30 protein-coding genes are annotated in these 26,990 nt (G+C 41.5%); 9 read left to right on the top strand and 21 right to left on the bottom strand.

All coding sequences use genetic code 11. The features are described from left to right. Positions 1 to 71: 71 nt before the first annotated feature. Positions 72 to 1,217, bottom strand: coding sequence for an acyl-CoA dehydrogenase family protein (locus N8M93_RS07070; protein WP_261130578.1), 1,146 nt, complete (start codon positions 1,215 to 1,217; stop codon positions 72 to 74). Positions 1,218 to 1,242: 25 nt separating this feature from the next. Then, positions 1,243 to 2,811, bottom strand: coding sequence for a fatty acid--CoA ligase (locus tag N8M93_RS07065; protein ID WP_261130576.1), 1,569 nt, complete (start codon positions 2,809 to 2,811; stop codon positions 1,243 to 1,245). A 307-nt stretch (positions 2,812 to 3,118) separates the two neighbouring features. Between N8M93_RS07065 and N8M93_RS07060 the strand changes: the two genes are divergently transcribed. Further along, a complete protein-coding gene (locus N8M93_RS07060) occupies positions 3,119 to 3,460 on the top strand; it encodes a hypothetical protein (protein WP_261130574.1) in 342 nt (113 codons plus the stop codon). Positions 3,461 to 3,572: 112 nt separating this feature from the next. Here the strand turns inward: N8M93_RS07060 and N8M93_RS07055 are convergent, their stop codons facing one another. Together N8M93_RS07055 and N8M93_RS07050 are read right to left on the bottom strand one after the other, a co-directional pair. Beyond that, positions 3,573 to 5,255, bottom strand: a complete 1,683-nt coding sequence (locus N8M93_RS07055) for an acyl-CoA dehydrogenase family protein (protein ID WP_261130572.1) — start codon at positions 5,253 to 5,255, stop codon at positions 3,573 to 3,575. A 93-nt stretch (positions 5,256 to 5,348) separates the two neighbouring features. Continuing rightward, a complete protein-coding gene (locus N8M93_RS07050) occupies positions 5,349 to 5,735 on the bottom strand; it encodes a VOC family protein (RefSeq protein ID WP_261130570.1) in 387 nt (128 codons plus the stop codon). A gap of 217 nt (positions 5,736 to 5,952) precedes the next feature. On the opposite strand from N8M93_RS07050, the gene N8M93_RS07045 reads away from it, so the two are divergent. From N8M93_RS07045 to N8M93_RS07035, 3 genes are all read left to right on the top strand, one after another. Then, entirely contained in the window at positions 5,953 to 6,675 is a 723-nt protein-coding gene (locus N8M93_RS07045) for a nucleotidyltransferase domain-containing protein (RefSeq protein WP_261130569.1), read from the top strand. After that, positions 6,675 to 7,262 (top strand): GNAT family N-acetyltransferase, encoded by a 588-nt coding sequence (locus N8M93_RS07040; RefSeq protein ID WP_261130567.1) that lies wholly within the window; start codon positions 6,675 to 6,677, stop codon positions 7,260 to 7,262. Before N8M93_RS07045 ends, N8M93_RS07040 begins: the two co-directional genes overlap by 1 nt. 148 nt (positions 7,263 to 7,410) lie before the next feature. Then, entirely contained in the window at positions 7,411 to 8,208 is a 798-nt protein-coding gene (locus tag N8M93_RS07035) for a VLRF1 family aeRF1-type release factor (protein WP_261130566.1), read from the top strand. A 167-nt stretch (positions 8,209 to 8,375) separates the two neighbouring features. Here N8M93_RS07035 and N8M93_RS07030 read toward each other — a convergent pair whose 3' ends face one another. The 5 genes from N8M93_RS07030 to kynU all read right to left on the bottom strand — a co-directional run bounded on the left by N8M93_RS07030 (position 8,376) and on the right by kynU (position 11,941). Then, the gene (locus N8M93_RS07030; protein WP_261130565.1) at positions 8,376 to 8,711 is read right to left on the bottom strand and encodes a L,D-transpeptidase; all 336 of its coding nucleotides are present in this window, start codon (positions 8,709 to 8,711) and stop codon (positions 8,376 to 8,378) included. A gap of 45 nt (positions 8,712 to 8,756) precedes the next feature. Next, complete coding sequence (locus tag N8M93_RS07025) at positions 8,757 to 9,227, bottom strand: hypothetical protein (protein ID WP_261130563.1); 471 nt, start codon at positions 9,225 to 9,227, stop codon at positions 8,757 to 8,759. Beyond that, the gene (locus tag N8M93_RS07020; protein ID WP_261130775.1) at positions 9,224 to 9,430 is read right to left on the bottom strand and encodes a helix-turn-helix transcriptional regulator; all 207 of its coding nucleotides are present in this window, start codon (positions 9,428 to 9,430) and stop codon (positions 9,224 to 9,226) included. The genes N8M93_RS07025 and N8M93_RS07020 overlap by 4 nt, the downstream gene beginning before the upstream one ends. A gap of 339 nt (positions 9,431 to 9,769) precedes the next feature. Continuing rightward, entirely contained in the window at positions 9,770 to 10,624 is an 855-nt protein-coding gene (gene kynA, locus N8M93_RS07015; RefSeq protein WP_261130562.1) for a tryptophan 2,3-dioxygenase, read from the bottom strand. Between the two features lie 30 nt (positions 10,625 to 10,654). After that, positions 10,655 to 11,941: a kynureninase gene (gene kynU, locus N8M93_RS07010; RefSeq protein ID WP_261130560.1), complete on the bottom strand. Its 1,287-nt coding sequence runs from the start codon at positions 11,939 to 11,941 to the stop codon at positions 10,655 to 10,657. 137 nt (positions 11,942 to 12,078) lie between these two features. Here kynU and N8M93_RS07005 point away from each other — a divergent pair, with 137 nt between their 5' ends. Together N8M93_RS07005 and N8M93_RS07000 are read left to right on the top strand one after the other, a co-directional pair. Next, positions 12,079 to 12,729 carry a TetR/AcrR family transcriptional regulator gene (locus N8M93_RS07005; protein ID WP_261130558.1) on the top strand — a complete coding sequence of 217 codons (651 nt, stop codon included), beginning with the start codon at positions 12,079 to 12,081 and terminating at the stop codon, positions 12,727 to 12,729. Between the two features lie 272 nt (positions 12,730 to 13,001). After that, positions 13,002 to 13,724, top strand: coding sequence for a 3-ketoacyl-ACP reductase (locus N8M93_RS07000; protein ID WP_261130556.1), 723 nt, complete (start codon positions 13,002 to 13,004; stop codon positions 13,722 to 13,724). Positions 13,725 to 13,816: 92 nt separating this feature from the next. On the opposite strand, the gene N8M93_RS06995 is transcribed toward N8M93_RS07000, so the two are convergent. Continuing rightward, on the bottom strand, positions 13,817 to 14,119 hold the full coding sequence (locus N8M93_RS06995) for a hypothetical protein (protein ID WP_261130554.1): 303 nt from the start codon (positions 14,117 to 14,119) through the stop codon (positions 13,817 to 13,819). A gap of 166 nt (positions 14,120 to 14,285) precedes the next feature. On the opposite strand from N8M93_RS06995, the gene N8M93_RS06990 reads away from it, so the two are divergent. Beyond that, complete coding sequence (locus tag N8M93_RS06990) at positions 14,286 to 15,653, top strand: DUF2254 domain-containing protein (RefSeq protein WP_261130552.1); 1,368 nt, start codon at positions 14,286 to 14,288, stop codon at positions 15,651 to 15,653. Positions 15,654 to 15,760: 107 nt separating this feature from the next. On the opposite strand, the gene N8M93_RS06985 is transcribed toward N8M93_RS06990, so the two are convergent. From N8M93_RS06985 to N8M93_RS06975, 3 genes are read right to left on the bottom strand one after another with little or no spacing between them, the layout of a single operon-like run. Beyond that, positions 15,761 to 16,498, bottom strand: coding sequence for an ABC transporter ATP-binding protein (locus N8M93_RS06985; RefSeq protein WP_261130550.1), 738 nt, complete (start codon positions 16,496 to 16,498; stop codon positions 15,761 to 15,763). Continuing rightward, positions 16,495 to 17,313 carry an ABC transporter permease gene (locus N8M93_RS06980; RefSeq protein WP_261130549.1) on the bottom strand — a complete coding sequence of 273 codons (819 nt, stop codon included), beginning with the start codon at positions 17,311 to 17,313 and terminating at the stop codon, positions 16,495 to 16,497. The genes N8M93_RS06985 and N8M93_RS06980 overlap by 4 nt, the downstream gene beginning before the upstream one ends. An 18-nt stretch (positions 17,314 to 17,331) precedes the next feature. Then, entirely contained in the window at positions 17,332 to 18,348 is a 1,017-nt protein-coding gene (locus N8M93_RS06975) for an ABC transporter substrate-binding protein (protein WP_396125408.1), read from the bottom strand. A gap of 279 nt (positions 18,349 to 18,627) precedes the next feature. On the opposite strand from N8M93_RS06975, the gene N8M93_RS06970 reads away from it, so the two are divergent. Next, entirely contained in the window at positions 18,628 to 18,783 is a 156-nt protein-coding gene (locus N8M93_RS06970) for a hypothetical protein (protein ID WP_261130546.1), read from the top strand. A 24-nt stretch (positions 18,784 to 18,807) separates the two neighbouring features. Here N8M93_RS06970 and N8M93_RS06965 read toward each other — a convergent pair whose 3' ends face one another. Then, positions 18,808 to 19,683 (bottom strand): deoxyribonuclease IV, encoded by an 876-nt coding sequence (locus N8M93_RS06965; RefSeq protein WP_314728269.1) that lies wholly within the window; start codon positions 19,681 to 19,683, stop codon positions 18,808 to 18,810. Beyond that, a complete protein-coding gene (locus N8M93_RS06960) occupies positions 19,680 to 20,312 on the bottom strand; it encodes a TVP38/TMEM64 family protein (protein ID WP_261130544.1) in 633 nt (210 codons plus the stop codon). The genes N8M93_RS06965 and N8M93_RS06960 overlap by 4 nt, the downstream gene beginning before the upstream one ends. Before the next feature lie 105 nt (positions 20,313 to 20,417). Here N8M93_RS06960 and N8M93_RS06955 point away from each other — a divergent pair, with 105 nt between their 5' ends. Next, complete coding sequence (locus N8M93_RS06955) at positions 20,418 to 20,636, top strand: hypothetical protein (protein WP_261130541.1); 219 nt, start codon at positions 20,418 to 20,420, stop codon at positions 20,634 to 20,636. 59 nt (positions 20,637 to 20,695) lie between these two features. Here N8M93_RS06955 and N8M93_RS06950 read toward each other — a convergent pair whose 3' ends face one another. The 6 genes from N8M93_RS06950 to N8M93_RS06925 form a co-directional block, all read right to left on the bottom strand. Next, positions 20,696 to 20,905, bottom strand: coding sequence for a hypothetical protein (locus tag N8M93_RS06950; RefSeq protein ID WP_396125407.1), 210 nt, complete (start codon positions 20,903 to 20,905; stop codon positions 20,696 to 20,698). Between the two features lie 49 nt (positions 20,906 to 20,954). Continuing rightward, positions 20,955 to 21,452, bottom strand: a complete 498-nt coding sequence (locus N8M93_RS06945) for a hypothetical protein (protein ID WP_261130538.1) — start codon at positions 21,450 to 21,452, stop codon at positions 20,955 to 20,957. After that, positions 21,445 to 21,921 (bottom strand): hypothetical protein, encoded by a 477-nt coding sequence (locus N8M93_RS06940; RefSeq protein WP_261130537.1) that lies wholly within the window; start codon positions 21,919 to 21,921, stop codon positions 21,445 to 21,447. The genes N8M93_RS06945 and N8M93_RS06940 overlap by 8 nt, the downstream gene beginning before the upstream one ends. 287 nt (positions 21,922 to 22,208) lie before the next feature. Then, positions 22,209 to 23,510: a lysine N(6)-hydroxylase/L-ornithine N(5)-oxygenase family protein gene (locus N8M93_RS06935; RefSeq protein ID WP_261130535.1), complete on the bottom strand. Its 1,302-nt coding sequence runs from the start codon at positions 23,508 to 23,510 to the stop codon at positions 22,209 to 22,211. A gap of 539 nt (positions 23,511 to 24,049) precedes the next feature. After that, a complete protein-coding gene (locus N8M93_RS06930; protein ID WP_261130534.1) occupies positions 24,050 to 25,411 on the bottom strand; it encodes an aspartate aminotransferase family protein in 1,362 nt (453 codons plus the stop codon). Positions 25,412 to 25,427: 16 nt separating this feature from the next. Then, entirely contained in the window at positions 25,428 to 26,894 is a 1,467-nt protein-coding gene (locus N8M93_RS06925; protein WP_261130533.1) for a CoA-acylating methylmalonate-semialdehyde dehydrogenase, read from the bottom strand. Between the last annotated feature and the right edge of the window lie 96 nt (positions 26,895 to 26,990).

The raw sequence follows: 26,990 nt of genomic DNA, 5'->3' as shown, positions 1-26,990 counted from the left end.
CAGGCCGCCTCTACTTTTTATTCGATTCTTCCACTGTCAGCGTTTCCCCATTTTCCACAAGATGGGTCGATTTATAACCCCATTTCTTTTACGATGATGGTTTTCATGATCTCGTTCGTTCCGGCGTAAATGGATGCCACTGGGATGTCTCGATATCTTCTTGCAATCTCGTATTCTTCCATGTATCCATAACCGCCATGCAGCTGCATACATTGTGTAGCAACCTTCCGAGCCATTTCGGTAGTCCAATATTTAGCCATCGAAACTTTCTTGACGATGTTCTTTTTCTGTATATGCTGATCGATAAGATCGTCCAAAAATGTTCTTCCGATTTCGACCTCAGTTGCCATTTCCGCCAAGCGGAATTGCACGGATTGGAAATCACTGATTTTTCTACTGAATGCATGTCTGTTTTTTACATATTCTACCGTCTGTTTGAGCATTTCCTCTGCGGAGATAACAGCAGCGATCGCGACCACTAACCGTTCCTGCTGAAGCTGCTGCATCAGATAATAGAATCCCTTTCCTTCTTCACCGAGCAGGTTGCTTATCGGAACTTTTGCATCTTCAAAAATCAATTCTGCCGTATCCTGACTGTGGAGACCGACTTTATCAAGCTTCTTTCCTCGCTTGAATCCCGGGTTGTCCCGCTCCACTACGACTAAGCTAATCCCTTTGTAAGCTGGTGTAGCTTTTGTATCTGTTTTACATACGACCACCACGAGGTCAGCATGGATCCCATTCGTGATGAACGTTTTTTCACCATTTAATTTATAGTGATCACCATCTTTTTGAGCTGTCATCCGAATTCCGGCTAGATCCGACCCTGCACCCGGCTCTGTCATCGCGATCGCTGTAATCATCTCTCCGGATATACACTTTGGCAGCCACCGTTTCTTTTGTTCTTCGGTTCCGTATTCCTCTATATAAGGAATGACGATATCGTTATGGAGACCAATACCGACAAGGCTCGAACCAACCCGTTCCAATTCCTCTAAAATGACTACTGAATAAGCGAAATCAGTGTTCAGGCCCCCATATGCCTCATCCACACCTGGACATAGGAATCCGTTCTTCCCCATCTTCTCCCAAAAACTTCTCGGTATAAGACGGTCCTTTTCCCATTGCTCGTAATGAGGATACGCTTCCTTTTGGAGAAATTTCCGAAAAGCTTCGCGGAAAATATCGTGTTCTTCTTGTAAATACCTCGCTGTCATACCCATCCCCCCCTTTGCATGCGTTCTATGGCATTTGTGTTTCTGCATCGCGTTTGTATTGTTTTCTAAGTAAGAACTTCTGAATCTTACCGCTTGCATTACGAGGCAATTCATCTGCAAAAATGTAGTTTCTTGGGCGTTTGAAATCTGCAAGGGTTTCACTAGATTTACAGAATTGATCAAGTTCTTCCTCCGTCAGTCCTTCATCCTTTTTTACAATGATAGCGGTTACAATTTCACCCCACTTATCATCAGGAGTCCCAAGAACAGCTACATCCAGAACGCCTTCATGTTCATACAAGACATCTTCAACCTCTCTCGGATAGACATTCTCACCACCCGTTATGATCATGTCATCCACACGATCAGCTACATAAAGATAGCCTTCTTCATCCATATAGCCAAGGTCGCCAGAATGATACCACCCCTTATACATTGCATTTTCAGTAGCATCCTCCCTGTTAAAATACCCCATCATCATACTAGGACCACGGACGATGATTTCACCGACTTCCCCTGGCGGAAGTATATCTCCTGGGTCTGATGGTCCAAGCTCATTTGGGCGTACGACCCGGACTTCATGGTTCAAACAAGCTCGCCCTGCTGATCCTGCTTTTGTCAGCTGCTCATCTTCAGATAAAAATGTAATGGCTGGTCCCATCTCCGTCATGCCATATGCTTGTATGAGATCGACACCTAATTTTTCTTTACAAGCTCTGACGAGAGCAGGAGCCATTGGAGCTGCCCCATATAAGCCAAGGCGTAAGCTACTGATATCATAAGCGGAGAGGTCTTGTTGAAGCATCATATTCCACATTGTCGGTGCTCCAAAAAACACTGAAATTTTTTCATGATCGATAACTTGAAGAACTTTATGAGGATCAAAATGATGGATGATGACATTCGTTGCGCCGACATGGACTCGAGGAAGAAAACAACAATGGAGCTCAGCACAATGGAACATAGGAGCCGCTACAAGGCCGCGATCATTTTCAGTCAACTGTTTGACTGCAGCGCATGCCAGACTTTGTTCGACCATATCCCTATGACGATGCATGACCCCTTTCGGTCGTCCAGTCGTTCCACTCGTGTACATGATGGCATATAGGTCATTTTCCCTAACATCAACATCGGGCTCTTCTGTCGAAGCTTCTCGGAGTCTGTCATGATAACTGATTGCGTATGGTGCGCAATTTTTACTGATACACCAGAAGGAGGTTTCAGGTATTTGTTCTTGAATGGATGCAATATGCGGCTCAAGCATTTCTTCAAATAATAAGACAGTCGGCTCCGCATCATCAATGATATATGCTACCTCTTGTGCTTTAAGACGGAAATTGATCGGATTCAGTACAGCTCCGATTTTTGCACATGCAAAAAATACGGTCGCAAGCTCAGTCGTATTGAACAAGAAAGTAGAGACTCGATCGCCTTTTCGGACGCCCGATTCAATAAATGCATTTGCAAGTCGATTTACGTTTTCATTCCATTCCCTGTATGTCCAGCGTTCGTTGGTAACAGCATCTACAAGGGCTTCTTTATTCGGAAACTTTTGAACCGTCAAATCAAATAATTTGCCAATCGTAACATACATATACTCGTTCCTCCTCTTTTTCGTTCAAACTTTATCCTCAGCACCTTTGCAGCCCCGACGTTCCTCCTTTTCACTATACTTTTCACTTTATAATGATTTCGTTATTATTCAGCTATCTCCTACTGTTTTTTGAATTTTCATACAACTGACAGGAAAAAATTAAGTGAAAAAGGATTAATTGTCGAAAAAAGGGGGTAATACCTTAGTAAACACAGCACTAAATACTCTGCAAATCATTCAAAAGAGAGGCTTTTGAACTACAAAACCATTCATAAAAAATTTAACCAATGGATAGGAGGAATCAGAAATGAGTAGCCTAAAGCTACCTGTTTTCCATAATGGAGACTGGGTTAAGGGGAAAACGATCAATGATGAGATGATTCAAGGATTTATTCATTCGATTCATCCTGCAAACGGAACAGTAAAGATCACAGTTACTCAATCAGACAATAAAAAAATTCTAGGAAAAAACATTGAAACTTTCATTCACCGAATCCATCCGTTGACAGTGACAATCGATGATCAAGAAGTCTTCCTTGAGAACCTCATTGACGTTGCCCTTCTAACAAAAGATAGAGAATGGTTCATGGAGATCTGGGACAGACTTGATGAACTACGTAAAAACAAACAAGAGACGATGCCTTGCTAGAAAGAACAGACAGACCTTTGATGAAAAGGCTGTCTGTTTTTTCTTGTTGAAGTGTATTTAATGATTGTAAAAATCACTTTTTAAGAACCACATGCAATTACCAGCACCTCAGTTAGACTTTCGTCCGTTTCGTCGGTTCAGATGCAGGATTCATGAAAACATCGAAGAATTGGACTGGCAATGCTTCTCGATCGAGTTGACCACGCTCCCAAATCTGCTTGCAGTATTGCCTCGCCACCAACAGTTTCCTTTCCCCGCCAATGTCGGCATCACGTAATGAACTCACACTGAAATATACATCTGCCATTAAATTGGCGATCTTTTTGGCATAATAGGTTTGTCGTTTTTCATCAACAGTAGCGGTATGCTGAATCAACTCTCTTAATTCTTTCAAGCCTTCATCAATCGGACTCTGATGTACTTTTGCTTCTTCAGTTAAAGCATTTAACTCTTTTTCGATGTAGTCTAAAAAGATATGGGCACCTTGATAGCGGTTCATCAACCTGAGAACCTCGAGACCAAGGATATTCGCTGTCCCCTCCCAGACCGTCAACACTTGCGCATCCCTTAACAAACGCGGGGTCACGAAATCCTCAATATACCCATTTCCACCATGCATTTCTATTGCTTCATGAGAGAATGTAACTGCTTCTTCCGCCGTTCGCATCTTGACAATAGCGATCAGAAGTCGATGAAGTACTTTTTCTTGTTCGGTTACATCTTTACCGGTCCTCATGACTCTATCAAACAAGGAAATCAAACGGAACAATCCTCCGAGTTGAACCTCCTGCCGCGTAGCCAGATTGACCAAGGTTTCTTGAATCATCGGGTAGTTTGATAGTGCATTTCCGAATGCCTCACGTTGATGGGCATATTGTTTCGCTTCCAGATATGCCCTCTGCATAATTCCTACCGACGCAACTGCATTACACACTCTTGATAGATTCAATGCCTCCATCATATAATGGAATCCGCGTTTTGAATCCCCAATCAAGTAAGCTTTCGAATTCTCAAACTCTACTTCTGCTGAAGGAACTGCCCGTACTCCAAGTTTATCTTTCAATCTTCTGATTTTGATATTGTTCAAAGAACCCTCTTCATTTTTCCAGGGTACCAGGAATAAGCTCAAACCTTTCGTTCCTGGTGGAGCTCCTTCTATTCTCGCAAGAACGGTTGCCACACCACAGGCACCTGCGTTGCTTGCAAAATATTTTTCACCCGTCAATCTGTAGTAATCTTTTTCTTTGACCGCTATCGTTTCATTCGCTCCCACATCGGATCCGCCCTGGCGTTCAGTCAAGAAGGTTGCTCCTTCAAACAATTCTGTTTCACCAGTTGAGAGGAGATGAGGCAGATACTTTTCCTTCAGCTTTTCATCCGCATATTGATCCAAAAGATAAGCTGTAGCCATCGTGAGTGTCACAGGACAATAGAATCCAGGTTCGGACTGGGATAATAGGTATCCTTGTGCATAGGAATAGACATAATCACCGTTTCTGTTCAGTTCAGGAATTTCTTTATGGACATATCCGACAATACCCGTGTAATAGGTTTCTTCGATCGTCTGTTTATACCCCTCATTCAGCCACACATGTGAAATATCTTCACCATAACGGTCATATTTGATCAACCTCGGCTGTCCTTCTCGATCGGTATGCCTGGCACGTTCATCAATTTCTGTACCACATCGTTCCCCGAATCGTTCCAGCTGTTGTATGGCCCATTCTTTCATATCTTCCTTGAAATAATGATCCAATACGAATTGAAGGTTTGGATCTTCACGAAAGAAGTTCATTCCATCACCTCTTCATTTTTCTGAATATTCAGAAGTCATTATATAGTTTCCATCCATTTTGGTCAAATAAACCTGTGAAGTGAAGAAGACTCTTTATTTCTTAATCTCACTCATGAGTGCGAGTGTATTGTCGTCCAAATCTCTGAAGAAGCACATCCAGAGTTCATAGTCACCCATATCTGCGATCATGTGAGGTGCATCAATGAATGAAACATCATCTTCTTTAAATTGCTCGTACGTTTGATGGATATCATCTGTCTTGAAATAGATCACAGATCCTCGTTGGTCGAAGCTTTCATTTTCCGGTACCGAAAGCATCAACCTAACACCATTGCAGTTGAAGAAGGCCATGTTTTCCATCGCAAACATTAAAGGCAGTCCAAGGCCCTCTTGATAGAAAGTGACTGCTTTTTGTACGTCTTTTACGTTCAGGTTTATTTGACCAATTTCACTAATCTTGTGTTTCTCCGTCTTTTTCACGACAATCCCTCTTCTCATTCATCATTATTATCAATTATAATAGACTAATGATTTATCTTCTATTTTTTTACAGTTGTTTTTCTAAAAAAAACTGCGTATAGTCTACGCAGCAAGAAAGATGTGTTCGGATAGATTATTCAGATCGATTGTTTTCATTATACGGAACATACGTTCGTTTGTAAACTATCGATTCATTTAAATTGGAGGGAGATATAAAATGTGTGAGAGAAAAGAACCTTTGGAATCAGCTGTACAGTTCATCAACATGTATTTTCAAGGGTGCGATGCAGCTCTCTTAGCTGGCAGTACCGTTCGTGGTGACGCGACAGTAACATCTGATCTTGATATCGTTATATTCGATCGTAGTGTCCCTTCCTCTTACCGCGAATCATTCCTATTACTTGGTTGGCCGATTGAAGTGTTCGTACACAACTTGTCATCTTATAAACATTTTTTTAAAAGCGATTATGAACGGGCAAGACCTTCCATGCAAAGGATGATTTTTGAAGGGATTATTTTAAAGGGAAAAGAAATAATAGACCCGATCAAAAAAGAAGCCAAAGGGATGTTAGAAGAAGGTCCAGAAGAATGGTCCAGTGAAACGATCAGATTAAAACGTTATTTCATTACAGATACGCTGGATGATTTCATAGGTAGTTCAAATAGATCAGAACAGATTTTCATTGCAAACACATTATCTGAAATGGTGAGTGAATTTGTGTTGAGGACAAATCGCAAGTGGATCGGCTCTTCGAAATGGATTGTACGAGCTTTGAACCAATATGATCTTACATTCACAGCACAATTTATTGAAGCATTCGATTCTTTTTATAAACATGACGATAAAAAAATGGTGATCAAACTGGTTGATGAAGTACTGCAACCTTTTGGCGGCAAATTATTTGACGGTTTTTCTATGGGAAAAAGGAGAAATGACTAATGACGATAAACATTGCAGGAGAAAAGGTTGTTTTACGGGATTTGACTTTAGAAGATTTGTCGGACCTCTATTATTGGAAATATGAAGCGGATGATCGTGAACATTTAAAATGGAATGGTCCTTATTATAGGTTACCGGAATTGACGATGGAAGAGTTCAAAGAGGGGTTCCAAAAAGCTCTTGAAATAACAGCGACAGATCAACCGAGGCAAATCCTTATCATTGAAACAGAAGAGAAATTGATCGGGACTGTCAACTGGTATTGGGAAGATGAGGTGACCAACTGGCTCTCTAACGGTATTGTGATTTTTGATTCGAATTTTTGGTCAGGAGGTTACGGAACAGAGGCTTTTAAGCTTTGGACTGACTATATTTTTGAAAACATGGATGTTGTAAGAGTGGGAATTTCCACATGGTCGGGTAATATCAGAATGATGAAATTGGCGAGAAAAATAGGAATGATCGAAGAAGGTCGTATCCGAAAAGCAAGAATCGTCGATGGTGAATACTTTGATTCTATAAAAATGGGGATCTTAAGAGAAGAATGGGAACAATTGCATCATCCATCTACTGAAATAACACCTTGATTGGTGTTATTTTTTTCTATTTTATAATTCCCACTACATCAATCATGAAGCCTTCCTCCACTCATACTACTGAAATTTCTAGTTTTAAAATTGTATAAATAGGAAACAGATTAGTAGATTCAATTATTAAGATAGGAGGCTTTACTCAATGAGATTCTCCGAAAAGCTCAACGAATTAAAACAACAAAGAGCAGATGGCTCACAAAAAATTCTTTCTATGTACTTAAATACAGACCGGAGCAGCGCTGACCAACAAGGCGGCGAGTGGAAGATCAAATTGAAGAACGGTCTGAACAAATTTGAAGAATACATCGAAGAGATGGGTAATCACGATGAATTGAAAGGCTATAGAAACTTAAAAGAAAAGGTATATAAAACTGTCACCGGTCGTGAGCGGGAGCTGAAAAGAAGTCTTGTCCTGTTTGCGACACCGGATGAAAAGCTTTGGGTCATTGAAGATTTGCAAGTTCCGATTGAAACCTCCTTCCATTGGGAAGATGAACCGGTTCTGGAGCAACTTGAAAATCTTCAGAGCAACTATCCTTACAGCGGTATCATTGTCATCAACAAAGAAGATGCAACGGTGTTGGAAACAGAAATGGGCGTTCTTGTCGATGAATACCACTATACCTTCGATCCTGACATAGAGGATTGGCGGGAACATCAAGGTCCATTTGATGCTGCCATAACAGGTGCAAATACAAATAAAAAGGATGAATTCCAGGAGCGCTTCGAAGCCAATCAGCAGCGTTGGTTGAAGAATTTGAGTAATAAAGTGGCCAAAAAAGCTAAAAAGAATAAATGGCAGGATACCTATTTGATGGGTGAAAAAGGCTACCTGAATGAATTCGAAAACTATCTTACTATTAAAGAAACCAAAAAGACTGGAAAAAACCCGAGCAGAATGGAACCATCAAAAATCATCGATCAAGTGATTGCAGGTTAAGCTCAACACCGACCTCCCCCTTGGTGAATCGAGCTTACTATATAAAGATAACTTGGGCTTTGCCAAGCCTTAGTGCAGGCTGAGCCTAGTTGTCCTTATATTGAAGAAAGTATTTATACTTTCTTTAAATATAAAGGAAGCGCAGTATCCTCATAGGGTCTGCGCTTTTATCTATGGATCCAGACGTTCGTTCCAATCGGTACTATGCTGGACAATTCATTGACATCTTTATTATGCATTCGGATACAGCCCTTCGAAACATCCTTCCCGATGGAGGACGGATCATTAGTACCGTGTATACCATAATGAGGTCTGGACAATCCCATCCACATCGATCCATAAGGACCACCAGGGTTGGGGTCCTTGTTAATGATCGTATATTCTCCAGTTGGTGTAGGTGTCAACATTTTCCCGACTCCAATGGGATATGTCTTGATCAGTATCCGGTTGTCAAACAATTTAAGCTGATGTTTGGCTAAATTGACGTCAATCCAGTAAGCCATATGTCCCCCTCCCTGTTTTCCTATTTATATGAGGGGATGACACCTTCAATAACTCCTATTAACTGAAATGACATACGTGAAAATTTGGATTAGAGGCATGATTAATATGATAATGATCGGATAATACGGCACCGTGCTCGCGATAAAAGGGTAAAAGAGCATCAACGCAGTTACGACAGGTGTGCCGATCCACATGGCAAGATAAGAATTGCGGCAAGCTTTCCCGGTGATGTGTTTCTCCCGTTCATCCGCTTCTTCAAGTTCTGGCAGTAAAAACAAGGCTTGTTTCCAAGACTTATATTTCTTCTTATTTACTTTGTAAGAAATAAACGACATTATTCCACCAATGATAATCACGGCGATGATCGGGGTTAAAGACATTGTGATTTCCCACGGTGGCTCAGGATCTTTCACCACCTCCGCAAACTGCACTTGTGCATTGTATAATGCGACCATTCCCCAGCCGAACAAAACGATGACAATCGTTGTCATGATTGCATTGTGCCAAACTTTCATCCCTCTTCCTCCTCAAAAAAGATCTCTTCAATCGGTTGTTTGAAATATTTCGAGATTTGCATAGCTAGAAGCAATGAGGGAATATAACTCCCTTTCTCCAGTGCTGCAATCGTCTGCCTCGTCACACCGACCGCTTCAGCCAGTTCGGCTTGTGTGACATTGCATCTAGCTCTAAGTTCCCTGACTCGATTTGAAATTGTCATCATATACCAACTTTTCTTCTATTTGATAACCAAAGTGTATAGTCAACTTAACATTTTGTCAACCCAACTTTACATATTTGTTTTTGAGTTATTTTTTTCCGGCCGCTTTGAGGTATAATCCGGCGGGTTCGGAACATATTCCGGCGACTTTGGAACATATTCCGGCCAGTTTTAATGTGAATCCGGCCAAAGGTGTAAAAAGATACAAAAAGTGCAAAGAAATCTCAGCAAAATCACCCAGCCTGAGTACCGACTGAACTTGATTTGCGCTTATCCTTTCTCAATGCACAAAAAAGACCCGCCTTTCTTACATTGGCAGGTCTTTCAAGCTTTTAAATTTTACAACTCAGTTCTGATATCCCATAGTTCCGGGAAGAATCGGTGGTCCAGCACTTTCTTCAGATAAGAAACGCCGGACGAGCCGCCAGTACCCATCTTATGCCCGATGATTCGTTCCACTGTTTTCATATGACGGAATCGCCATTGCTGGAGCCAATCTTCAATATCAACCAATTTCTCAGCCAACTGGTACAGGTTCCAATACTGCTCGACGTTCCGATAAACTTCAACCCATGCCGCTTTGACAGTAGGATCACCTTCATATGTTTCAGAGAAATCACGCTTCAACAACTCCGGATTGATGTCAAAACCGGCATTCGCAAGTTCCTGGATTGCCGCATCATATATGCTTGGTGCTTCATACGCTTCCTTCAATCGTGCATGAAGTTCTGGATCCTTCTGATAGATTCGCAGCACATGCGGAGTTTTATAACCGAGTGCAAATTCGATCATGCGATATTGGTAGGATTGGAAGCCAGATGCCTGTCCAAGGCTGTCGCGGAACTCAAGATATTCGCTTGGTGTAAGCGTGGACAAAACATCCCACGCCTGGATGATTTGTGACTGGACCTTCGAGACACGAGCGAGCATTTTGAACGCTGGCTGCAATTCCCCTTTGCGGATCGAATCGATCGCTGCATTAAGCTCATGCAAAATCATTTTCATCCATAACTCACTCACCTGATGGATGACGATGAACAGCATTTCGTCATGATGGCCGGATAGTCTTGTTTGACTTGAGAGAAGCCGATCTAGCTGCAAATATTCTCCGTACGTCATATTGTTATCAAAATCAGTGTGGATCCCCTTTTCCGATACGTATTTCCCTTTACCTTCTTCATAATTGTTCCCCATTTTCATCACTCACTTTCTCGCCAGGTGCGATTATGCTACGACGCCGCGTTTATTTTCAAATTGCTTATATTCTTCATCATCCATGATCCTTTTCAATAACTGTACTGCCTTCCATACCTCTTCAAAAGTATTGTACAAGGCTGCTGGAGTCAGCCGGATGCCATTCGGATTACGGAAATCAGGCATAACGTTATTCATTTTCAGCGCTTTACAGATTCGAGCGGCTTCAGGATGCTCAAGGTACACGTGACCACCTCTTCTATGGTCTTCTAAAGGATTCCCGATTGTAAAACCATGATCCGCTAATTCATGCCTGATCAAATCCATCATATATTGCGTCAATTGCAGTGACTTTTTGCGGAGCTTTTCAATACCAGCCTCCTGGAAAATTTCCAAAGAGCCCATCAACGGTGCCAGACTGAGCATATGCGGCGTCCCGATTTGGAAGGCACCTGCCGATTGTGCCGGTGTCAACTGATGGTCCATATCGAACTGTTTGTTCTTATCTGAGCTGAACCATCCAGCAAGTCCAGGAGTTGTTCCGATATGCTTTTCATTCACATAAATCCCCGCTACACTTCCCGGTCCAGCATTGACGTATTTATAATTGCACCAGAAAGCAAAGTCTGCTCCCCACTCATTTAAAGCATGAGGCATCGCACCGATCGAGTGACACAGGTCGAACCCGATGATGATGCCGCGTTTATGCGCCTCTTCTGTCAAACGCTTCATATCAAGCACTTGTCCGCTTCGATACATGACGCTCGGGAGCATGATCAAAGCGACTTCATCCGTCATTGCTTCAATGATGTCATCTTCTTCAACGACTCTTCCATCACGGCTTTTCACACGGATAAGATGTTCCTCTGGATTGTAGCCCTTCAATTTCAATTGACTTTGTAATGCGAAAATATCAGACGGGAATGTCAGTTCATCCGCTAAAATTTTCGTCTTCTTTCCTTCCGGGTGGTAAAATGTGGAAACCAACTGGTGAAGGTTGACTGTCGTCGAACCTGTCACAATTACTTCTTCTGGATTTCCACCAACAAGCGGTGCTGACATCTCACCTAGTTTCTCAGACATGTAAAACCATGGATGTTCCCCTTCGGTCCAACCATCAATCCCGTATTCCTTCCATGATTCCATTATTTTAGAAAGTGCAGTTTCAGAACGCTTCGATAAAAGTCCAAGCGAATTCCCAATAAAATAAATCGTTTCATCCTTAACGTAAAACTCTTCTCGAAAAGATGAGAGTTCATCTTGTTCGTCAAGCTTTTTTGCATACTCTAAAGAGGGATCAAGTGACTGATTACCCATAGGATATCGACTCCTTCAACAGGTTATTGATTCAACTATACCTTCCTCACTGACAAAGTGTCAATGACATCATGTCATTGACATCGCATTGCCTCATCATTAAAATGAAAGCACATCAAATAAAAGGACGGAATTCCATGAACTCAAAGAATCAGAAGCTAACCACGCGACAGAAACGTTCGATCCAGACACGTAAAAACTTACTGAAAGCGGCACAACTCATTTTCATCGACCAAGGCTTTCAAAAGACTACCATCACACAAATCATTAAAAAAGCGGATACTGGTTACGGTACCGCGTATGTTCATTTTAAAAACAAAGATGACATCTTCATTGAGCTAATAGACGACGTCATGCAGAAGTTCCATGAAATTGCCGAGCTTCCTTTTCAACCCTCTTCAGTGGACGATGCAAAACAGCTCATTGAAAAGCAAACGTTTCATTTCCTCGAAATGGCGCAAAAAGAGGATCGAATTTTAAAAGTAGTTGAAGAAGCGATTGGTTCATCACCTGCTGTCCAAAGCAAATGGAAAGAAATCCGAGAGCGTTTCATAAAAGGAATCACGAAAGACATCTCTTATACGCAAAAACAAGGTTTAGCCAGAAAGGATGTCGATCCACACCTTGTCGCCAGAGGATGGTTCTTTTCAAATGAAATGTATCTATGGGAAATCGTCCGCGGAGAAAATCAAGCAGTAGTGAAAGACATCGTTTATAATTTATCCACGATGTATGTGAGAGGATTATATAAAGAAAACTTGGTAAAGCCAAGCTTTAGCGAAGGCTGAGCCTTAGTTGCCCTTATATTGAAGAAAGTATTTATACTTTGGTTTAAATGTGAATAACGAATATTGCCTTTAATCCGGCGGGTTTGGAGGGCAATCCGGCCAGTTTGAAACGTTATCCGGCGGGAATCAGGCATAATCCGGCCGATTTTAAGGATATATCGGCCAAAGGTTACTTTTTACACCGCCTACCAGTCCACAGGTATAACATTTGCTTATCCTCCCCAGTAAACGTACACTTGCCATAGATTTTCCATTAGAAAGGATGTTCAATCATGGCACAATCGCTTGAAGGTAAAACGGCTTATATTACTGGTGCTGCTCGAGGAATCGGAAAAGCAACGGCATTAGAACTTGCACGTGAAGGTGTTCATGTCGGCTTACTAGCTCGTACCGAAAGCACATTGGAAAAAGTTTCAGAAGAAGCAAGATCACTAGGTGTTAAAGCAAGTGTCGCTGTTGCTGATATTTCGGATATTGAACAAGTTGAAAAAGCAATCTCTAAACTGGAAAATGAACTCGGTCCAACCGATATTCTGATTAATAATGCCGGTATCGGAACGTACGGTTCATTTTTGGAAATCGACCCCGAAGATTGGAAGAGAACTTTTGAAGTGAACGTGTTCGGAACGTACCATGTCACTCGTGCTGTTCTTCCGCAGCTAATCAAGAAAAACCGTGGTGATATCATCAATATTTCATCCAGCAGTGGATTGAAAGGCACAGCGAAAAGTACAGCATACAGTGGATCGAAGTTTGCGGTTCAAGGAATGACTGAAGCGTTGATGCAGGAAGTCAGGAAAAATAATATCCGGGTCATGACACTGAACCCAAGCCTAGTGGCTACAGAGCTGACCTTTGGTGAGGAACTTGATGCAGCTGACAAAGAGAAATATATGCAGCCAGAGGATTTAGCGGAACACATGGTTTCTCAGTTGAAATTGCATCCGCGTATTTTTATCAAGCAGTCCCTCCAGTGGGCGACGAATCCATTTTAAAGAGGAATTAACGCTCAGACATTTTCAGCTCTGAGCGTTTTTTTATTAGATGATGTAACACTGTGTCTTTCTCTGATCTCTAGGATCCTACCCTATCCTCCAACCATCATAGAAAAAAGGACATATGAATAAACGATTATGAAAAATAGAAGCAGTCCGATAATACCTGCAATGCCTAAAATTACGGGTTTCTTAGCTCTTTTATCGATAAGATAAGCAAAAATGAATGCAACCAATGCAATGACGATCGGATATCGCCATTGAATTCCAAGTGAAATGTAAACCCCTTCAATCAGAGGAGATATCTCACCTATGATCTCCACTAAATACAAAGCTAAAAGCCCATACCCGAGTAAGATCAGCACCCTGCTACTAACTGACAAATTCGAATTCATAATACCTCCTTGAAACCTTTGCACCTCTTAGATTATACATGTTTACAAACCCTTCCAATCCTCGAAATCTCCTTCTATCATCAAATTCCATGCATAGTTTCGGAACAAGTCGGGTAGTAAATAAAGAAGCTTACTACATTTTGTCAAGGCAGGTGTGTCCAACCAAGTGAAACTACCCGAATCGATGATGAAGTACAAAAAGATGTCTAAAAGGCAGCGTTGGCAAGAAATAAGGTCAACGATCTGGTACACACCAGGAATCTATATATTGCTTTCCATTTGTCTTGCAGTGCTAACCCTTTATCTTGATCTTGGATTAGAACTCAGCCAATATATCGATGCCAAATTCAGTTCACAGGCACAGTTGACCCGAATGCTTGTCAGTACACTGATCGGAGGCATTTTGACTTTAAGTGCATTCACTTTCAACTCCCTTTTGGTTGTACTCACAACCTTCAGCGGTCAATTTTCGCCTAGAATGTTATTGAATTTCGTAGCCGATAAGAAAACCCAGCACGTACTTGGAATTTTCAATGGAAGCTTCATTTATGTCCTGACGGTTTTCTTATTCATCAGCAATAACAACAGTGAACAATATTTTGCTGTACCGATCACAACCGTCTTTCTAGCCCTCTTTGCAGCGGTTACATTCATCTATTTCATCAATCATGCGACAACTTGGATGCAAGTCCATAACATCACCTATAACATGAAAAATATCTCGAAAAAGATCATAACTTTTTCATTGTTAAAAGAAATTGAACCTTATCGGATCAAAGAAAATACGAAACTTGATGATAAAGAATATCCAAAAGATGGACATCGTATCGTTTCACATGAATCCGGTTATATCCAACTTGTCGACTTTTCAAAATTGATAGATTTAGCAAAAAGGGACAATCTAGTTGTTCGTTTTGAATATGGGATCGGCGAACATGTTTTGTCTGGAGCACCAATCCTCACTTATTGGAAGGAAAAAGACACGGCAATCAATGAACTGGAATATTTGAATACGCTTGAAATCGGCCACAAACAAACGGAAATCCAGGACCTCGAATTCGGGGTGAATAAATTGTCCGAGATTGCCATTAAAGCTCTGGGCAATAATGATCCTAAAACAGCCGCAAATACGATCCATCAAATGTCTGAATTGCTACAGACCATTGCGAAGATGACCCGTTTTTCTCCTTTCTTAGTGGATGAGGAAAAAAATATACGGGTCATATTGAAAGAAGAAGATTTTGAATTCTACTTGTATAGAGGATTCGGGTACATCCGGCATTACGCCGATGATAACTGGATCATCATTACGGATATCATTTCTTCACTTGCAACAATGGCCGAATCGATGGATGATCAGTTCCATGATGATCTATGGAACTTTGCCATTCAAACCGCAAAAGGCGTAGCCACACATGAAATCTACAATCTCGACAGAAAGTATTTGTTACAACAACTTTCTGATTTAGCGACAGCAACCAATCGTGAAAATGAATATCGTAAAATCGAACAAGAATATCTCATGGAATCGTGAAGACAACTTGGCAAAGTCAAGCTGTAGCGCAGGCCCTTATATTGAAGAAAGTAGTTATACTTTCTTTAAATGTAAAAAGGTGCAGTTACCAAGCAACTGCACCTTTTTCAAGTGATGTCCAGACTATTCATGACTTCCTGTCGTAAGTTGACAAATTGAGAACTGTTCCGATCCCGGGGACGCGGCATGTCATTCATTACTTCTTTTACAACTTTTCCGGGACGTGAACTTAGGACAAAAACCCTGTCTGCCAAATACAAGGCTTCATCAATGTCATGTGTAATCAACACCATTGTCTGGTTTGAGCCTTGCCATAATTTGATCAATTCATTCTGCATGGTAAGTCTTGTGATAGCATCCAATGCGCCGTAGGGCTCATCCAACAAAAGAACTTCAGGGTCCATGACAAGCGCCCTCGCAATGGATGCACGTTGTTTCATGCCTCCAGACAATTGATGTGGATAATATGTTTTAAAATTCTCCAAACCTACCTTACCCAGTACTTTATGGATACGTTCACGTCGTTCTTTTTTGGAGACATTGGCCAATTCCAAACCAAGCCCGACATTATTTTCGATGGTTCTCCACGGATAAAGAGCGTGCTCCTGAAAAATCATGACCCGATTCGAATCCGGTTCTTTAATCATGTTTCCGTTGGCTGACACTTCCCCGGAAGACGGCTGTTCCAAACCAGCCAGCATTCTGAGCGCAGTACTTTTACCACACCCTGACGGACCAACGATCGCAACGAACTCTCCTTTATCGACGTTCAAGCTAAGATCTTCAAGTACAGTCAGACTTCCATATGTCTTATTTACATTCTTCAACTCTAATGTCTTCATCATTTTTCATCCCCGCCTGCATATCGCCATTTCAACAATCTTCTCTTGATCCCGGTAAGGACTACATGATCAAGGATAATCGCTATTGTTCCAATTGTGACTATGCTAGCCAGCACACCTTCCATATCTGCAATCTCACCTGCATAACTGATCGACCAGCCGAGACCTGCTGATGCTCCACCAACCATTTCAGCAGCAATCAATGACCGCCAGGCATTCCCGAATGCGACTTGTGCGCCTGTGACAAACGCCGGTAAGGTTTCCGGTGCATAGACCTTTGTGATCAATTGTCCTTTTTTGGCACCCATCACACGGGCAAGCTCCAGGTGTGTCCGGTTCACCCCTTCTGTTGCATTCAAAACAGAGAGAGCAATCGGGAAGAAACTCGCAATCGTGATGACGAAAATGATTGGAAGGTCACCGAATCCAATCAAAACGACGAAAAAAGGTACCCATGTGATCGGTGGGATGGATTGTAAAATCGAAATGACACTTTTCAAGTAGACTGAGAAAGTCTTCGAAACACCACCCAATAATCCAAGGATTGCGCCTAACAAGCATGCAACCGGGTACCCCCATGCCAATCTGTATAAACTGCTCTGTAATCCATTGATGAAATCCGGATTGGAAAAGTTCCCGATGAACCTCTCCAACCCTTTGAGGACGTCCGGCATCAAAAATTCAGGTAAAATCCACGCAGTGATCTGCCAAATCAGTAAGAGGCTGCCCACTGCGGCAATGTAAGGTAATGTATTTCCGAAAGGCTGTAAAGGGATGAAGGATTTATTTTTGTTTTTTATTATTGGGTCAGATTTCACTGTAACTCCTCCTGCCTATTACTCCTGTTCCTTCTGCCAGGACAAATCGATGATCTCTTCTACCTTGAACTTTTCATCCATTACACCCTGATCCACCATCAGATCTGTTACATCTTGAATTTGTTTTACATTTTCAGGAGTCAGCTTCCAATTGAACGTTTGTGCTTTGATCGCTTCTTCTATGACATCGACCGCAGCCACATCACCATCGGAAGACTCGAAGGTGTCCCCTTCGGAAAAGCGTTTGTAAATATACTCAGCTGATTTTCCTGGATCGCTTTCAAGCATTTCGATCGCTTCTTTTTGTGCATCAAGCACTTTATAGATATTGTCCTTGTTGTTTTCCATCTCATCACCTGAAGTTATGACCACCATACATGGAAACGGCCAAACTTCCCCGATCTCGTAGATTTCTTCCAGATCCCCTTGTAACCTTGCAATACGATCATAAGGTTCAAACAAAAAAGCAGCATCTACTTTTCCGGATTGTAACGATTGGACAGCGACTGTAGGTGACACATAATTCATATTAACGTCACTCCGCTTCAATCCTGCTTCCTTGAACGTGACGCCATTCAATACAATATCAGCCGTGCTTCCTTGTTTTTGAGACGCAAGGTTTTTTCCTTTCAAATCTTCAACAGATTTGATTCCACTATCATCACGAGCTAATATGCTGTGATACCCCATTTGTGCACCGCCAACAATCTTTAGATCCGCCCCTTTAGATGCCCAGGAGACAGCATTTGTTGCACCAAGTACACCAGCATCAAGTTCACCATTGACGATCCCTTTTATAAGATCTGTACCGCTTCCAAAAAGCTTCAGTTCAATGTCTAGACCATGCTTTTCATACAACCCTGCATCTTCAGCCAGCATTGCAGGTGCATCATCCATGACATTGACATAACCGATCGTCAACTTATTTGAATCTTCCCCGCCATTGCTCTTATCGGTGTTCCCGCAGGCTGCTGCCACCACCAGTAGTGCAATCATCGGAATACTCAACAACATCTTTTTCAATTTCAAAATCATTCCTCCCCTTTCAATTCCGACTAAAAAGATAGGAATATTATATGTTTAACGATCGTCCAAAGTCAATGGTTATTTTGAATAGCTTTATGATCTTTTAGGGGATTTTGGGCGGAATTTTAGTGGAGCTGAGGGTTCTCGCTATGCTGGCTATTTCTGTAGGTTATTTACATTACCCGGCTTTTTTTGAACATCCCCCCTGTAATTCTATTGAAAATCGTATGGGAAAGTTATTTTCATGTTTCTTGGCGTAGTGGGTACCATAAAACGTGAGGTGATGATATGAGTCGTGAAAGTCGTGTAATGTGGTTCGGTTCCATATTTGGAGGATTGATTTTTTTCTTGTTCAGTGCCATTGGAATCACTCAATATTACCGGAATGTAGATCCAAATAAGAACAAGGAGGATCAAGATTCAAAAGATTCATCCAAAAAATAAGGATGACGAAAGGGAAAGGCAAAATTACTTTCCCATTTTTTGTTTCAGCATTTTGATTTCCTCTTCATGTGATATGCCTGAATCAGTAGGGGTTTCTAGAATATAGGGAACCTCTGATAAGTAACTCGTTTCAAATAGGCGTTCGAAATATCTTTTTTCAATATACCCTCCCTTTAGAATATTCGCATGTCGATCCTTACCTGAACTTAACGGATATTTGGAATTATTCAGATGAACGACCTCGAGATCTTGTAAATAGCCCAGTTCCATAGCCTTTTTCCAAAGCTCATCATTGTTTCCCCCGCTCCAAAGGCCGCTTGAAAAAGCGTGGCACGTATCGAAACAAAACCCGATCTTTTCTGGAAAGCTCGTAAGTTTTTTAACTTGTACAAGCTCTTCGAATGTCGTGCCCATCGCTCCGGGTTTTCCCGCATTATTTTCAAGCAGGATTTTACATTTTCCATTCCACTGTTCAAGGATTGTGTTCAGCATATCGATCATCAAATGGTAACTGGAAAGTGGATCTTCTTCATTCGTTCGACTGCCAAAATGAACAACTACTCCAATAGAGCCGCACATATTTGCAATTTCTAAATCATTCAATACCGATTCGATAACCAGTTCTTTCTTTTCTGATGGAGGAGTCAAGGTTGTCGGGTAAGGAGTATGCGCCACAGAAACCAGGGAATGTTCCTGGCAAAATGTCTTACAACGTTTTGCATCTTCCTGATCAAATTCCTTTATCGATAAGCTTCTAGGGTTTTTAGGGAAATATTGAAATGCCTGCGCGTTGATTTTCAAAGCATGTTTTGCGGCACCCGTATAACCCTCTCTAATACTTACATGGCAGCCAAATTTCATAGCTTCATCCAGCTCCTTTGTTGATGGTTCAGACTTCAAGCCAACCTTCTTTTTGTTTTATTTCTTACCCAAATCCGGTAAATAAGGAAAACGACTAGCAGGAAAAGGACATAAGCGCTCAATCCAGCAACTGTTTGCCTCCAGGAGGAGAAAATGTGATCCCCACCATATGCAAAAATGAACATAGGAGGTAGTTTTCCGATTGCGGAGGCAGAAAGGTAAATCCAAAAAGAAATTTTCGTCAAACCTGAATAGATATTCACGACTGGCGGTGGGATGACCGGTACTAATCTTGAAAAAAGAATGGCAATGAAAGCATTCTTTTCAATCATATAATTGAACCTATGTATGCCTCTGAATTGCTTGATGTAATTCCTGAAAAATCCAGCGAATATGTACCTGGCTAGCAAGAAGTAAAGGATAGATGCTGTAACTCCACCCCACCAGTTGATCAAAAGTCCGATAAGGGTCCCATATTTCACTCCCATTAAGCCGGCGAATACTGTGAATGGCACAACGGGTACAGTGGCTATAAATGCAGAAAGCAAGAACATGTAAGGCAAATCGGTCAGATCACTATCCTGAATCCATTCCCATAAAAATTCTTTATTTAAATAAACGATTATAACCACGAGCAGATAAACAGCAAGGATCCACCATTTTTTCATAACAAAAACTCCAAGTCCTGATTTATCTTTCTTTTTCCAATGCAGTTGATTCAGAATAGTTCAGAGTCATGTCAGTCATCATAAGAACAAGGAGATGATCGACAAATGCCAAGGAAAACTCAACCACATCAAAATTCACATACTCATGCTGATGGAAAAAGAGAAAGTATCATTAACGATTCTGCACGAGAAGGCGGTCAAATGGGGATCTATTTTGCCTCGGAAAATCAACAAGAACAAAATCCTTTCCACCTGTCACAATCAAAACCGAATAAAGACATGAAAGAGTTTGAAAAGCTGATGAGAGATGATGAAATCGAATAAGTATGACGAAATATTGGAAAAGGTTGATCCAGCATCTATTGGGTCAACCCTTTGACTTTTCAAGAATTATTGTTTGATTGTGAAATTTCCTTTTCAGCAAAATACTCATTTGCGGATTCCAATTCTTTATGTTCATCAATAGAGTCACCAGGAAACCTTACCTCCGAGTTAAAAGGGCGGTCAGACTCCAATCCTGTTCGGATACCTAGTTTGCCACTGCTATTTTCATGATTCTGATTTTTTTCAGGGTACTTTTTCAATTTACTCACCTCATAATTAGCTTGTGTATTACTTCATTATTAATTCTTGGTCTAATGGTTAGATTTCACTCTTGGATTCGTAACTTTTGATAAATTTAAAAAACAGGATATAACCGATTAAGACAATCAAGTAAACAGGGATAGAATACTCGAGCCTCCAACCTTTATAGGTAAATACATGAGCTTTAAGGGTCAGCCATTCAAAAAAAACAGCAAATGCTGTCCAGCTTACAATGTAGAAAAATATCCTTAAGCCTTTAAGGTTCCATCTATCGTATAGATAAACAAAAAAATAACCAAAGGGGGGATACGTGAACCAGATCAAAAAATCGAACACTTCAAATTCACCTGTATCGTTGAAGTCGTATAAATCAAGCGGAGGTGCACCTAATATGTGATTAGTTCCTTTTGCCACAACCATACTTGCAGCAAGTACAAGGAAAGTGATGTGAACAGGAAACCTCTTGGGAATTAGAATGATTACCAGATAGGTAACGACAAGAGTTGAAAGAATGATCCATTCATTATGGTCGAACGTTTGGGGCATCTTAAGCATTGAAATGCCCCCCTTTTCCTATTAATTTTCTATATCCCACCTGTATTATAAACGCCAATAACAGTAGTGTAGACCACTCTACAATGACCACCCAAACTTTCATTCCTTTGAATGTATATAACCCATAATAATCTCCTGCATAGTCAAGTCCAACAAGCAGTCCTAGAATCAATAATAGAAAACCACCTTTTACTGACTTTACCCTGATTCGATAAAAGCAACCTATACTCCAAATGATGATGGCAGGCGTAAAGAAAATCCTGCTGATCACAATCGAGGTGATCATTTGAGGTTCGTCCGATGGTTCGATCCATTTTAAATTCAATGAAAATAAGGCAAGAAAGTTCTCATGTAAAAATATGATCATAAACCATACAAAAAGGATTTCGAATAAATGAAGCGGATGGTTAGTGGTACAAAAATAAAGAAGGAAAAGCAAGATGACCGATGAATAAACCACCAAGACCATGGGAAAATCACCTGCTATCAAATCGTTTCTCTTAAATTACCCAAAGTTGAGGCTTTATATAATGACTTAGGTAAAATACTTGTTGAGTTCTGACTAAGTTGATTGAAGCGAATTTGCGACACTCCTACGGGAAAGCGAAACATATCCTGAGTCATCCAAAGTACATTCCTACTAAAAAAAGCAACAAACGCTTCCTTGAAAAGGAGACTCCGAAAACTGCCAATGTAAAAAAAGCACCATACTTTGTCGTTGATTGGACAAAATAAGGCGCTTTTATCAATGGTATCTTATTGAAACTTGTCTGCATCGAAGTTTTGGAAAACGTGTTTTTCATACATCGGGAAGACATCCTTACCTGTCAGATGATTTATGATGACTTTGTTCCGATGGACCGCTAATCCTAGGTTGGTCGAGCCTACACCATGTGAATGGGAAATTCCGCTATGGACATAGATTTGGTTAGGGATCGAGACGCGGAGACGATAATCTGACTCGACTTCATATCTCCCCTGGTTATCCCATGCAATATAGGGTTTCAAACCATTGATGAAGGCTGGGACGTTCGGTCGATACCCCGTTCCGATGATGACGACTTCACTTTCAATTTTGAAATCTTTCCCCTGTTGCCATTGATGACATTGAAGCTCGTACTTCCCGTCTTTTTCTTCTATACCATTCACTTCAGTCAAGGCCTGTATACCAACTTTCATTTTTCTTCGTGAAATGGTATTTTCATAAAGCAGATTATAGATATCTGTCACGGTATGAGAACTGATCCCCTTATACAATAAATCTTGTGAGCCGAAGATTTCATCTTTTTTCTCCTGAGGGAATTCATAGAAATAATTCACGTAATCTGGAGAGAATTGCTCTACACTCAATTTCGATTCTTCCATCGTCAAAAAGCTCTGTGAGCGTGTAACCCAATTTAAACGATACTCATGTTCCATATGGTCTTTCAATAGCTCCCTGAATACTTCAGCAGCACTTTGCCCTGATCCGATGACAGTAATCGAATTCGCTTCTCTGCATCGATCCTGGCGACTGAGATATTGAGCCGTGTGAAAAACATCCTGTTCTGGATACCCGCGAAAAGCCTTCGGAATCGCGGGGATACCCCCTGTACCTAGAACAAGGTTTTTACTTTTATAAACTGTTGTTTCTTCTGTATGTACATCCAATACAGTAACCAAATACAACTCTTCATTATCATCATAATCCAATTCAGTAACTCTCTTTCCAAATCGGCAATTTTTCAATTCATTTGCAACCCATTGGCAATAATCGTTATATTCTCTTCTCGGGATGTCTAATCGTTGTAAAAAATAAAATGGATACAAACGATTTTCTTTCGATAAATAATTCAAAAAGCTGTATCGGCTTGTCGGATCAGCTAGAGTAACAAGATCAGCCATGAATGGAACTTGAAGTCTCGTCCCTACAATCAACATTCCTGGATGCCAATCGAACTGCGGCTTTTGCTCGAAAAAAAGCGCATCAACTTCTGTTCGATCATCTATTAATGCTGCCAGACTCAAGTTGAAAGGTCCTATCCCTACTCCTAATAAATCATATACATGCTCATTCATCAGTACTACCACCTCTATTTAAATCTTGTTCTATTATAAGGGAAAGCTATTTTAAATAATACCGTGATTTCTGATTAAGTTTGATTGAAGCGAAATTTGCGACACGATCAAACCTTATGAAAAAGAAGAAAGAATACACCGATCACAATTGTGGGGCTTTTATTAAGTTGCGCCAAACATAGCTGTTCTAAACCAGATATCCATTCTAAAAAATCATATCAACAAAGTAAACGGTTAAAGCTAGCCTTAGTAGTCCTTATATTGAAGAAAGCATTCATAAATGCAAGAAAAACCTACGAAGAATTGAAGATTCTTCGTAGGTTTCAATAAATATGATGGCTTAACGGACATCAGAGCCGCTATTTGTGACGAAAAGAGCTATTTCAGGGATCTAACGGACACCAGCGCCGTTATTTGTAGTAAATAGAGCTTTTTCCCACTGAAAATCAGAGAATAAAGTCTCTGGTGTCCGTTAGTATGAAAAATCAGGGTCATTTCGGGTGAATAAGGTCTCCTGTGTCCGTTAACATCATCTCTCCCTATTTAGTCAGTTCATCCAATGCATCTGTCAATGTCTGGATGATGAAGTCCAAATCACTTTCTTCAAGATTCAATGGTGGCGACAAACTTAAAACGTTGTTGTAACCAGCGACGGTCACACCGTTTTTCCCGATGAGCAGTTTATTCTTCTTACAAGTTGCCATTACCTCATTCAACTTGCTCGTTTCCAAAGGTTCTTTGGTCGATTTATCTTTTACAAGCTCAATGCCGATCAAGAGACCTTTTCCACGAACATCCCCCACATATGGATGGTTTTGAAGTCGTGCCTGCAACTCATTCTTGAGGCGATCCCCCATTTCCTTTGAACGATCGAAGAGCTTTTCATCTTCCATGATTTCAAGGTTCTTCAGTGCCACGGCGCAAGATGCAGGACTTCCTCCGAACGTATTGACATGACGGAAGAAATCATACTCTTCACTGCCTTTGAATTCTTCATAAATTTCTTTTTTCACTGCAGTAGCAGACAAAGGCAGATAGGCTGATGTGATTCCTTTAGCCATTGTGACAATATCAGGCTTTACATCATAGTTCTGGAATCCAAATGGTTTACCGGTCCTTCCGAAGCCACAGATAACTTCATCAACAATCAGCAGTGTGCCATGCTTTTCACAAATTTCTTTGACGGCTTTCATATAGCCATCAGGAGGCATCAGAATTCCTCCACCTGTGATGATCGGCTCCATGATCATTGCAGCGACCGTTTCGCTCAACTCCCAGGTCATTGTCCTGTCGACTTCCTGAACACAAGCCATGTCATGTGCATTCTCTACATCCGCATCTTTCATCCTGTATGTGTCTGGAGGGGATACGTGAAGAAAGCCGGTTGATAACGGTTCATATTTATACTTTCGTTGTGCTTGGCCGGTTGCAGCAAGGGATCCCATCGTATTTCCATGGTAGGCGCGATAACGGGAAACGATTTTATAGCGATTATGATCACCTCGCTGTTGGTGGTACTGTCTTGCGATTTTGAATGCTGTTTCATTCGCTTCTGACCCACTATTGGAAAAGAAGATGACATAGTCACCGCCAAGCATTTCATTCAGCTTCTCGGCAAGTTTGATTGCAGGCTGATGGCTGTGAGTCAACGGAAAGTACGCCATTTCTTTCAGCTGTTCATAAGCGGCTTCTGCAAGCTCTTCCCTGCCATACCCGACATTCACACACCACAATCCAGCCATAGCATCCAGGTACTTCTCATCATTGTGATCCGTCACCCAAGCTCCTTTTGAACTTGATACCACCATCGTTGCATTCGGATTATAAGGCTTCATCGAATGCCAGACGTATTGGTCATCTTTTTTCAAAATATCCCGCGATTGATCAACTTGATGGACCATCATACTACCTCCTTTTTTAGTAGTCAAAGCGTGAAGTGATCATTTTTTTCCGCGTGTAGAAGTTGATTCCGTCTTTACCGTTGACATGGAGATCGCCGTAAAATGAATCTTTCCACCCAGAGAACGGGAAGAAAGCCATCGTTGCCGGCACCCCAACGTTAATCCCGAGCATGCCTGCATCCGCTTCTTCTCTGAACTGACGGACAGCTTGCGCGTTTTTCGTATATAAGGTCGCGCCATTTCCATAACGGGACTTTCGGATGTATTCCAATCCCTCATCTAAATTTTCCGCTCGAAGCAGGCTCAAGACTGGAGCGAAAATCTCATCTTTTGCAATCGTCATGTCCGGCGTTACATGATCAAAAATCGTCGCACCTAAGAAGTTTCCACCGTTCTTGTCTGACATTTCACGACGTCCATCACGAATCAAGTCAGCACCTTCTTCGATTCCTTTTTCAATATAGCCGAGCACTTTTTCCCGGTGGGATTCCCGGATCACAGGTGTCAAAAGGACTTCTTCCTCCAGACCGTTACCGATTGTCAGCTCATCAGCTTTTTTACGGAGAGCTTCCACAAATTTATCATTATCACCGACAACGACAACAGCACTGCAGGCCATACAGCGTTGCCCTGCACTTCCGAATGTAGAACTGATGACGTTTTGTACGGCTTTATCCATATCTGCATCCGGCATTACGACATGGTGATTTTTCGCTCCAGATAATGCCTGCACCCGCTTACCGTTTTGAGCAGCCTTTTCATACACATATTTGGCTACAGGCTGAGAACCAACGAATGATATCGCCTTGACTTCAGAGTGCTCAATCAATCCATTCACGACATCATGGGCCCCATGGACGATATTGAAGACACCTTCAGGCAGTCCAGCTTCCGTCAATAGCTCTGCCAAACGGTTCGCTAATATCGGCGTACGCTCGGAAGGCTTCAATACGAACGTATTTCCGCATACAATCGCTAACGGGAACATCCATAACGGCACCATCATCGGAAAATTGAACGGTGTGATTCCGCCGACAACGCCTAAAGGATAGCGGAACATTTCGGAATCGATGTCCTCTGCGATATTCGATAACGTTTCACCCATCAAGTGGGTAGGAGCCCCTGCGGCAAACTCTATACATTCGATACCACGCTGGATTTCTCCATATGCTTCTTTATACGCTTTACCATTTTCCTGAACAACTAACTTAGCAAGCTCTTCGTGATTTTCAGTTACGAGATGATGGAATTTGTACATGACACGTGCTCGCTTTGGAACCGGTACATTTTTCCATGATTGATATGCGGTATGTGCAGCCTGGACCGCCTTATCAACATCTTCTTTCGTTGAGATCGGAACGCGTGCCAGGACTTCATTCGTCGCCGGGTTTGGCACCTCTAGATCTTCCGTGCTATTCGAGGCAACCCATTGTCCATTGATATAGTTCTTCAACATTTTCGTATCACTCTTTGTTACTGTCATCTTGAATGCGCCTCCTTTGTATTAGTCGATCTCCTTACATTATCTATGATTCTATATGGTGTTACATTAGACATAATGTTAAAAAATCCTTCCTGC

It is taken from the genome of Bacillus sp. Marseille-Q3570, assembly GCF_946151055.1.
Taxonomy (GTDB): domain Bacteria; phylum Bacillota; class Bacilli; order Bacillales; family Fictibacillaceae; genus Pseudalkalibacillus.
Note: the sequence above shows the minus strand (reverse complement) of the source record. Positions and strands in the feature narration are given on the sequence as shown.

What these genes read in the sequence shown, in the direction of transcription:
- N8M93_RS07070 (WP_261130578.1), bottom strand. Translation starts at nt 1,217, where the DNA reads ATGACAGCGAGGTATTTACAAGAAGAACACGATATTTTCCGCGAAGCT.
- N8M93_RS07065 (WP_261130576.1), bottom strand. Translation starts at nt 2,811, where the DNA reads ATGTATGTTACGATTGGCAAATTATTTGATTTGACGGTTCAAAAGTTT.
- N8M93_RS07060 (WP_261130574.1), top strand. Translation starts at nt 3,119, where the DNA reads ATGAGTAGCCTAAAGCTACCTGTTTTCCATAATGGAGACTGGGTTAAG.
- N8M93_RS07055 (WP_261130572.1), bottom strand. Translation starts at nt 5,255, where the DNA reads ATGAACTTCTTTCGTGAAGATCCAAACCTTCAATTCGTATTGGATCAT.
- N8M93_RS07045 (WP_261130569.1), top strand. Translation starts at nt 5,953, where the DNA reads ATGTGTGAGAGAAAAGAACCTTTGGAATCAGCTGTACAGTTCATCAAC.
- N8M93_RS07040 (WP_261130567.1), top strand. Translation starts at nt 6,675, where the DNA reads ATGACGATAAACATTGCAGGAGAAAAGGTTGTTTTACGGGATTTGACT.
- N8M93_RS07035 (WP_261130566.1), top strand. Translation starts at nt 7,411, where the DNA reads ATGAGATTCTCCGAAAAGCTCAACGAATTAAAACAACAAAGAGCAGAT.
- N8M93_RS07030 (WP_261130565.1), bottom strand. Translation starts at nt 8,711, where the DNA reads ATGGCTTACTGGATTGACGTCAATTTAGCCAAACATCAGCTTAAATTG.
- N8M93_RS07025 (WP_261130563.1), bottom strand. Translation starts at nt 9,227, where the DNA reads ATGAAAGTTTGGCACAATGCAATCATGACAACGATTGTCATCGTTTTG.
- N8M93_RS07020 (WP_261130775.1), bottom strand. Translation starts at nt 9,430, where the DNA reads ATGACAATTTCAAATCGAGTCAGGGAACTTAGAGCTAGATGCAATGTC.
- kynA (WP_261130562.1), bottom strand. Translation starts at nt 10,624, where the DNA reads ATGGGGAACAATTATGAAGAAGGTAAAGGGAAATACGTATCGGAAAAG.
- kynU (WP_261130560.1), bottom strand. Translation starts at nt 11,941, where the DNA reads ATGGGTAATCAGTCACTTGATCCCTCTTTAGAGTATGCAAAAAAGCTT.
- N8M93_RS07005 (WP_261130558.1), top strand. Translation starts at nt 12,079, where the DNA reads ATGAACTCAAAGAATCAGAAGCTAACCACGCGACAGAAACGTTCGATC.
- N8M93_RS07000 (WP_261130556.1), top strand. Translation starts at nt 13,002, where the DNA reads ATGGCACAATCGCTTGAAGGTAAAACGGCTTATATTACTGGTGCTGCT.
- N8M93_RS06995 (WP_261130554.1), bottom strand. Translation starts at nt 14,119, where the DNA reads ATGAATTCGAATTTGTCAGTTAGTAGCAGGGTGCTGATCTTACTCGGG.
- N8M93_RS06985 (WP_261130550.1), bottom strand. Translation starts at nt 16,498, where the DNA reads ATGATGAAGACATTAGAGTTGAAGAATGTAAATAAGACATATGGAAGT.
- N8M93_RS06975 (WP_396125408.1), bottom strand. Translation starts at nt 18,348, where the DNA reads ATGATTTTGAAATTGAAAAAGATGTTGTTGAGTATTCCGATGATTGCA.
- N8M93_RS06970 (WP_261130546.1), top strand. Translation starts at nt 18,628, where the DNA reads ATGAGTCGTGAAAGTCGTGTAATGTGGTTCGGTTCCATATTTGGAGGA.
- N8M93_RS06960 (WP_261130544.1), bottom strand. Translation starts at nt 20,312, where the DNA reads ATGAAAAAATGGTGGATCCTTGCTGTTTATCTGCTCGTGGTTATAATC.
- N8M93_RS06955 (WP_261130541.1), top strand. Translation starts at nt 20,418, where the DNA reads ATGCCAAGGAAAACTCAACCACATCAAAATTCACATACTCATGCTGAT.
- N8M93_RS06945 (WP_261130538.1), bottom strand. Translation starts at nt 21,452, where the DNA reads ATGCTTAAGATGCCCCAAACGTTCGACCATAATGAATGGATCATTCTT.
- N8M93_RS06940 (WP_261130537.1), bottom strand. Translation starts at nt 21,921, where the DNA reads ATGGTCTTGGTGGTTTATTCATCGGTCATCTTGCTTTTCCTTCTTTAT.
- N8M93_RS06935 (WP_261130535.1), bottom strand. Translation starts at nt 23,510, where the DNA reads ATGAATGAGCATGTATATGATTTATTAGGAGTAGGGATAGGACCTTTC.
- N8M93_RS06930 (WP_261130534.1), bottom strand. Translation starts at nt 25,411, where the DNA reads ATGGTCCATCAAGTTGATCAATCGCGGGATATTTTGAAAAAAGATGAC.
- N8M93_RS06925 (WP_261130533.1), bottom strand. Translation starts at nt 26,894, where the DNA reads ATGACAGTAACAAAGAGTGATACGAAAATGTTGAAGAACTATATCAAT.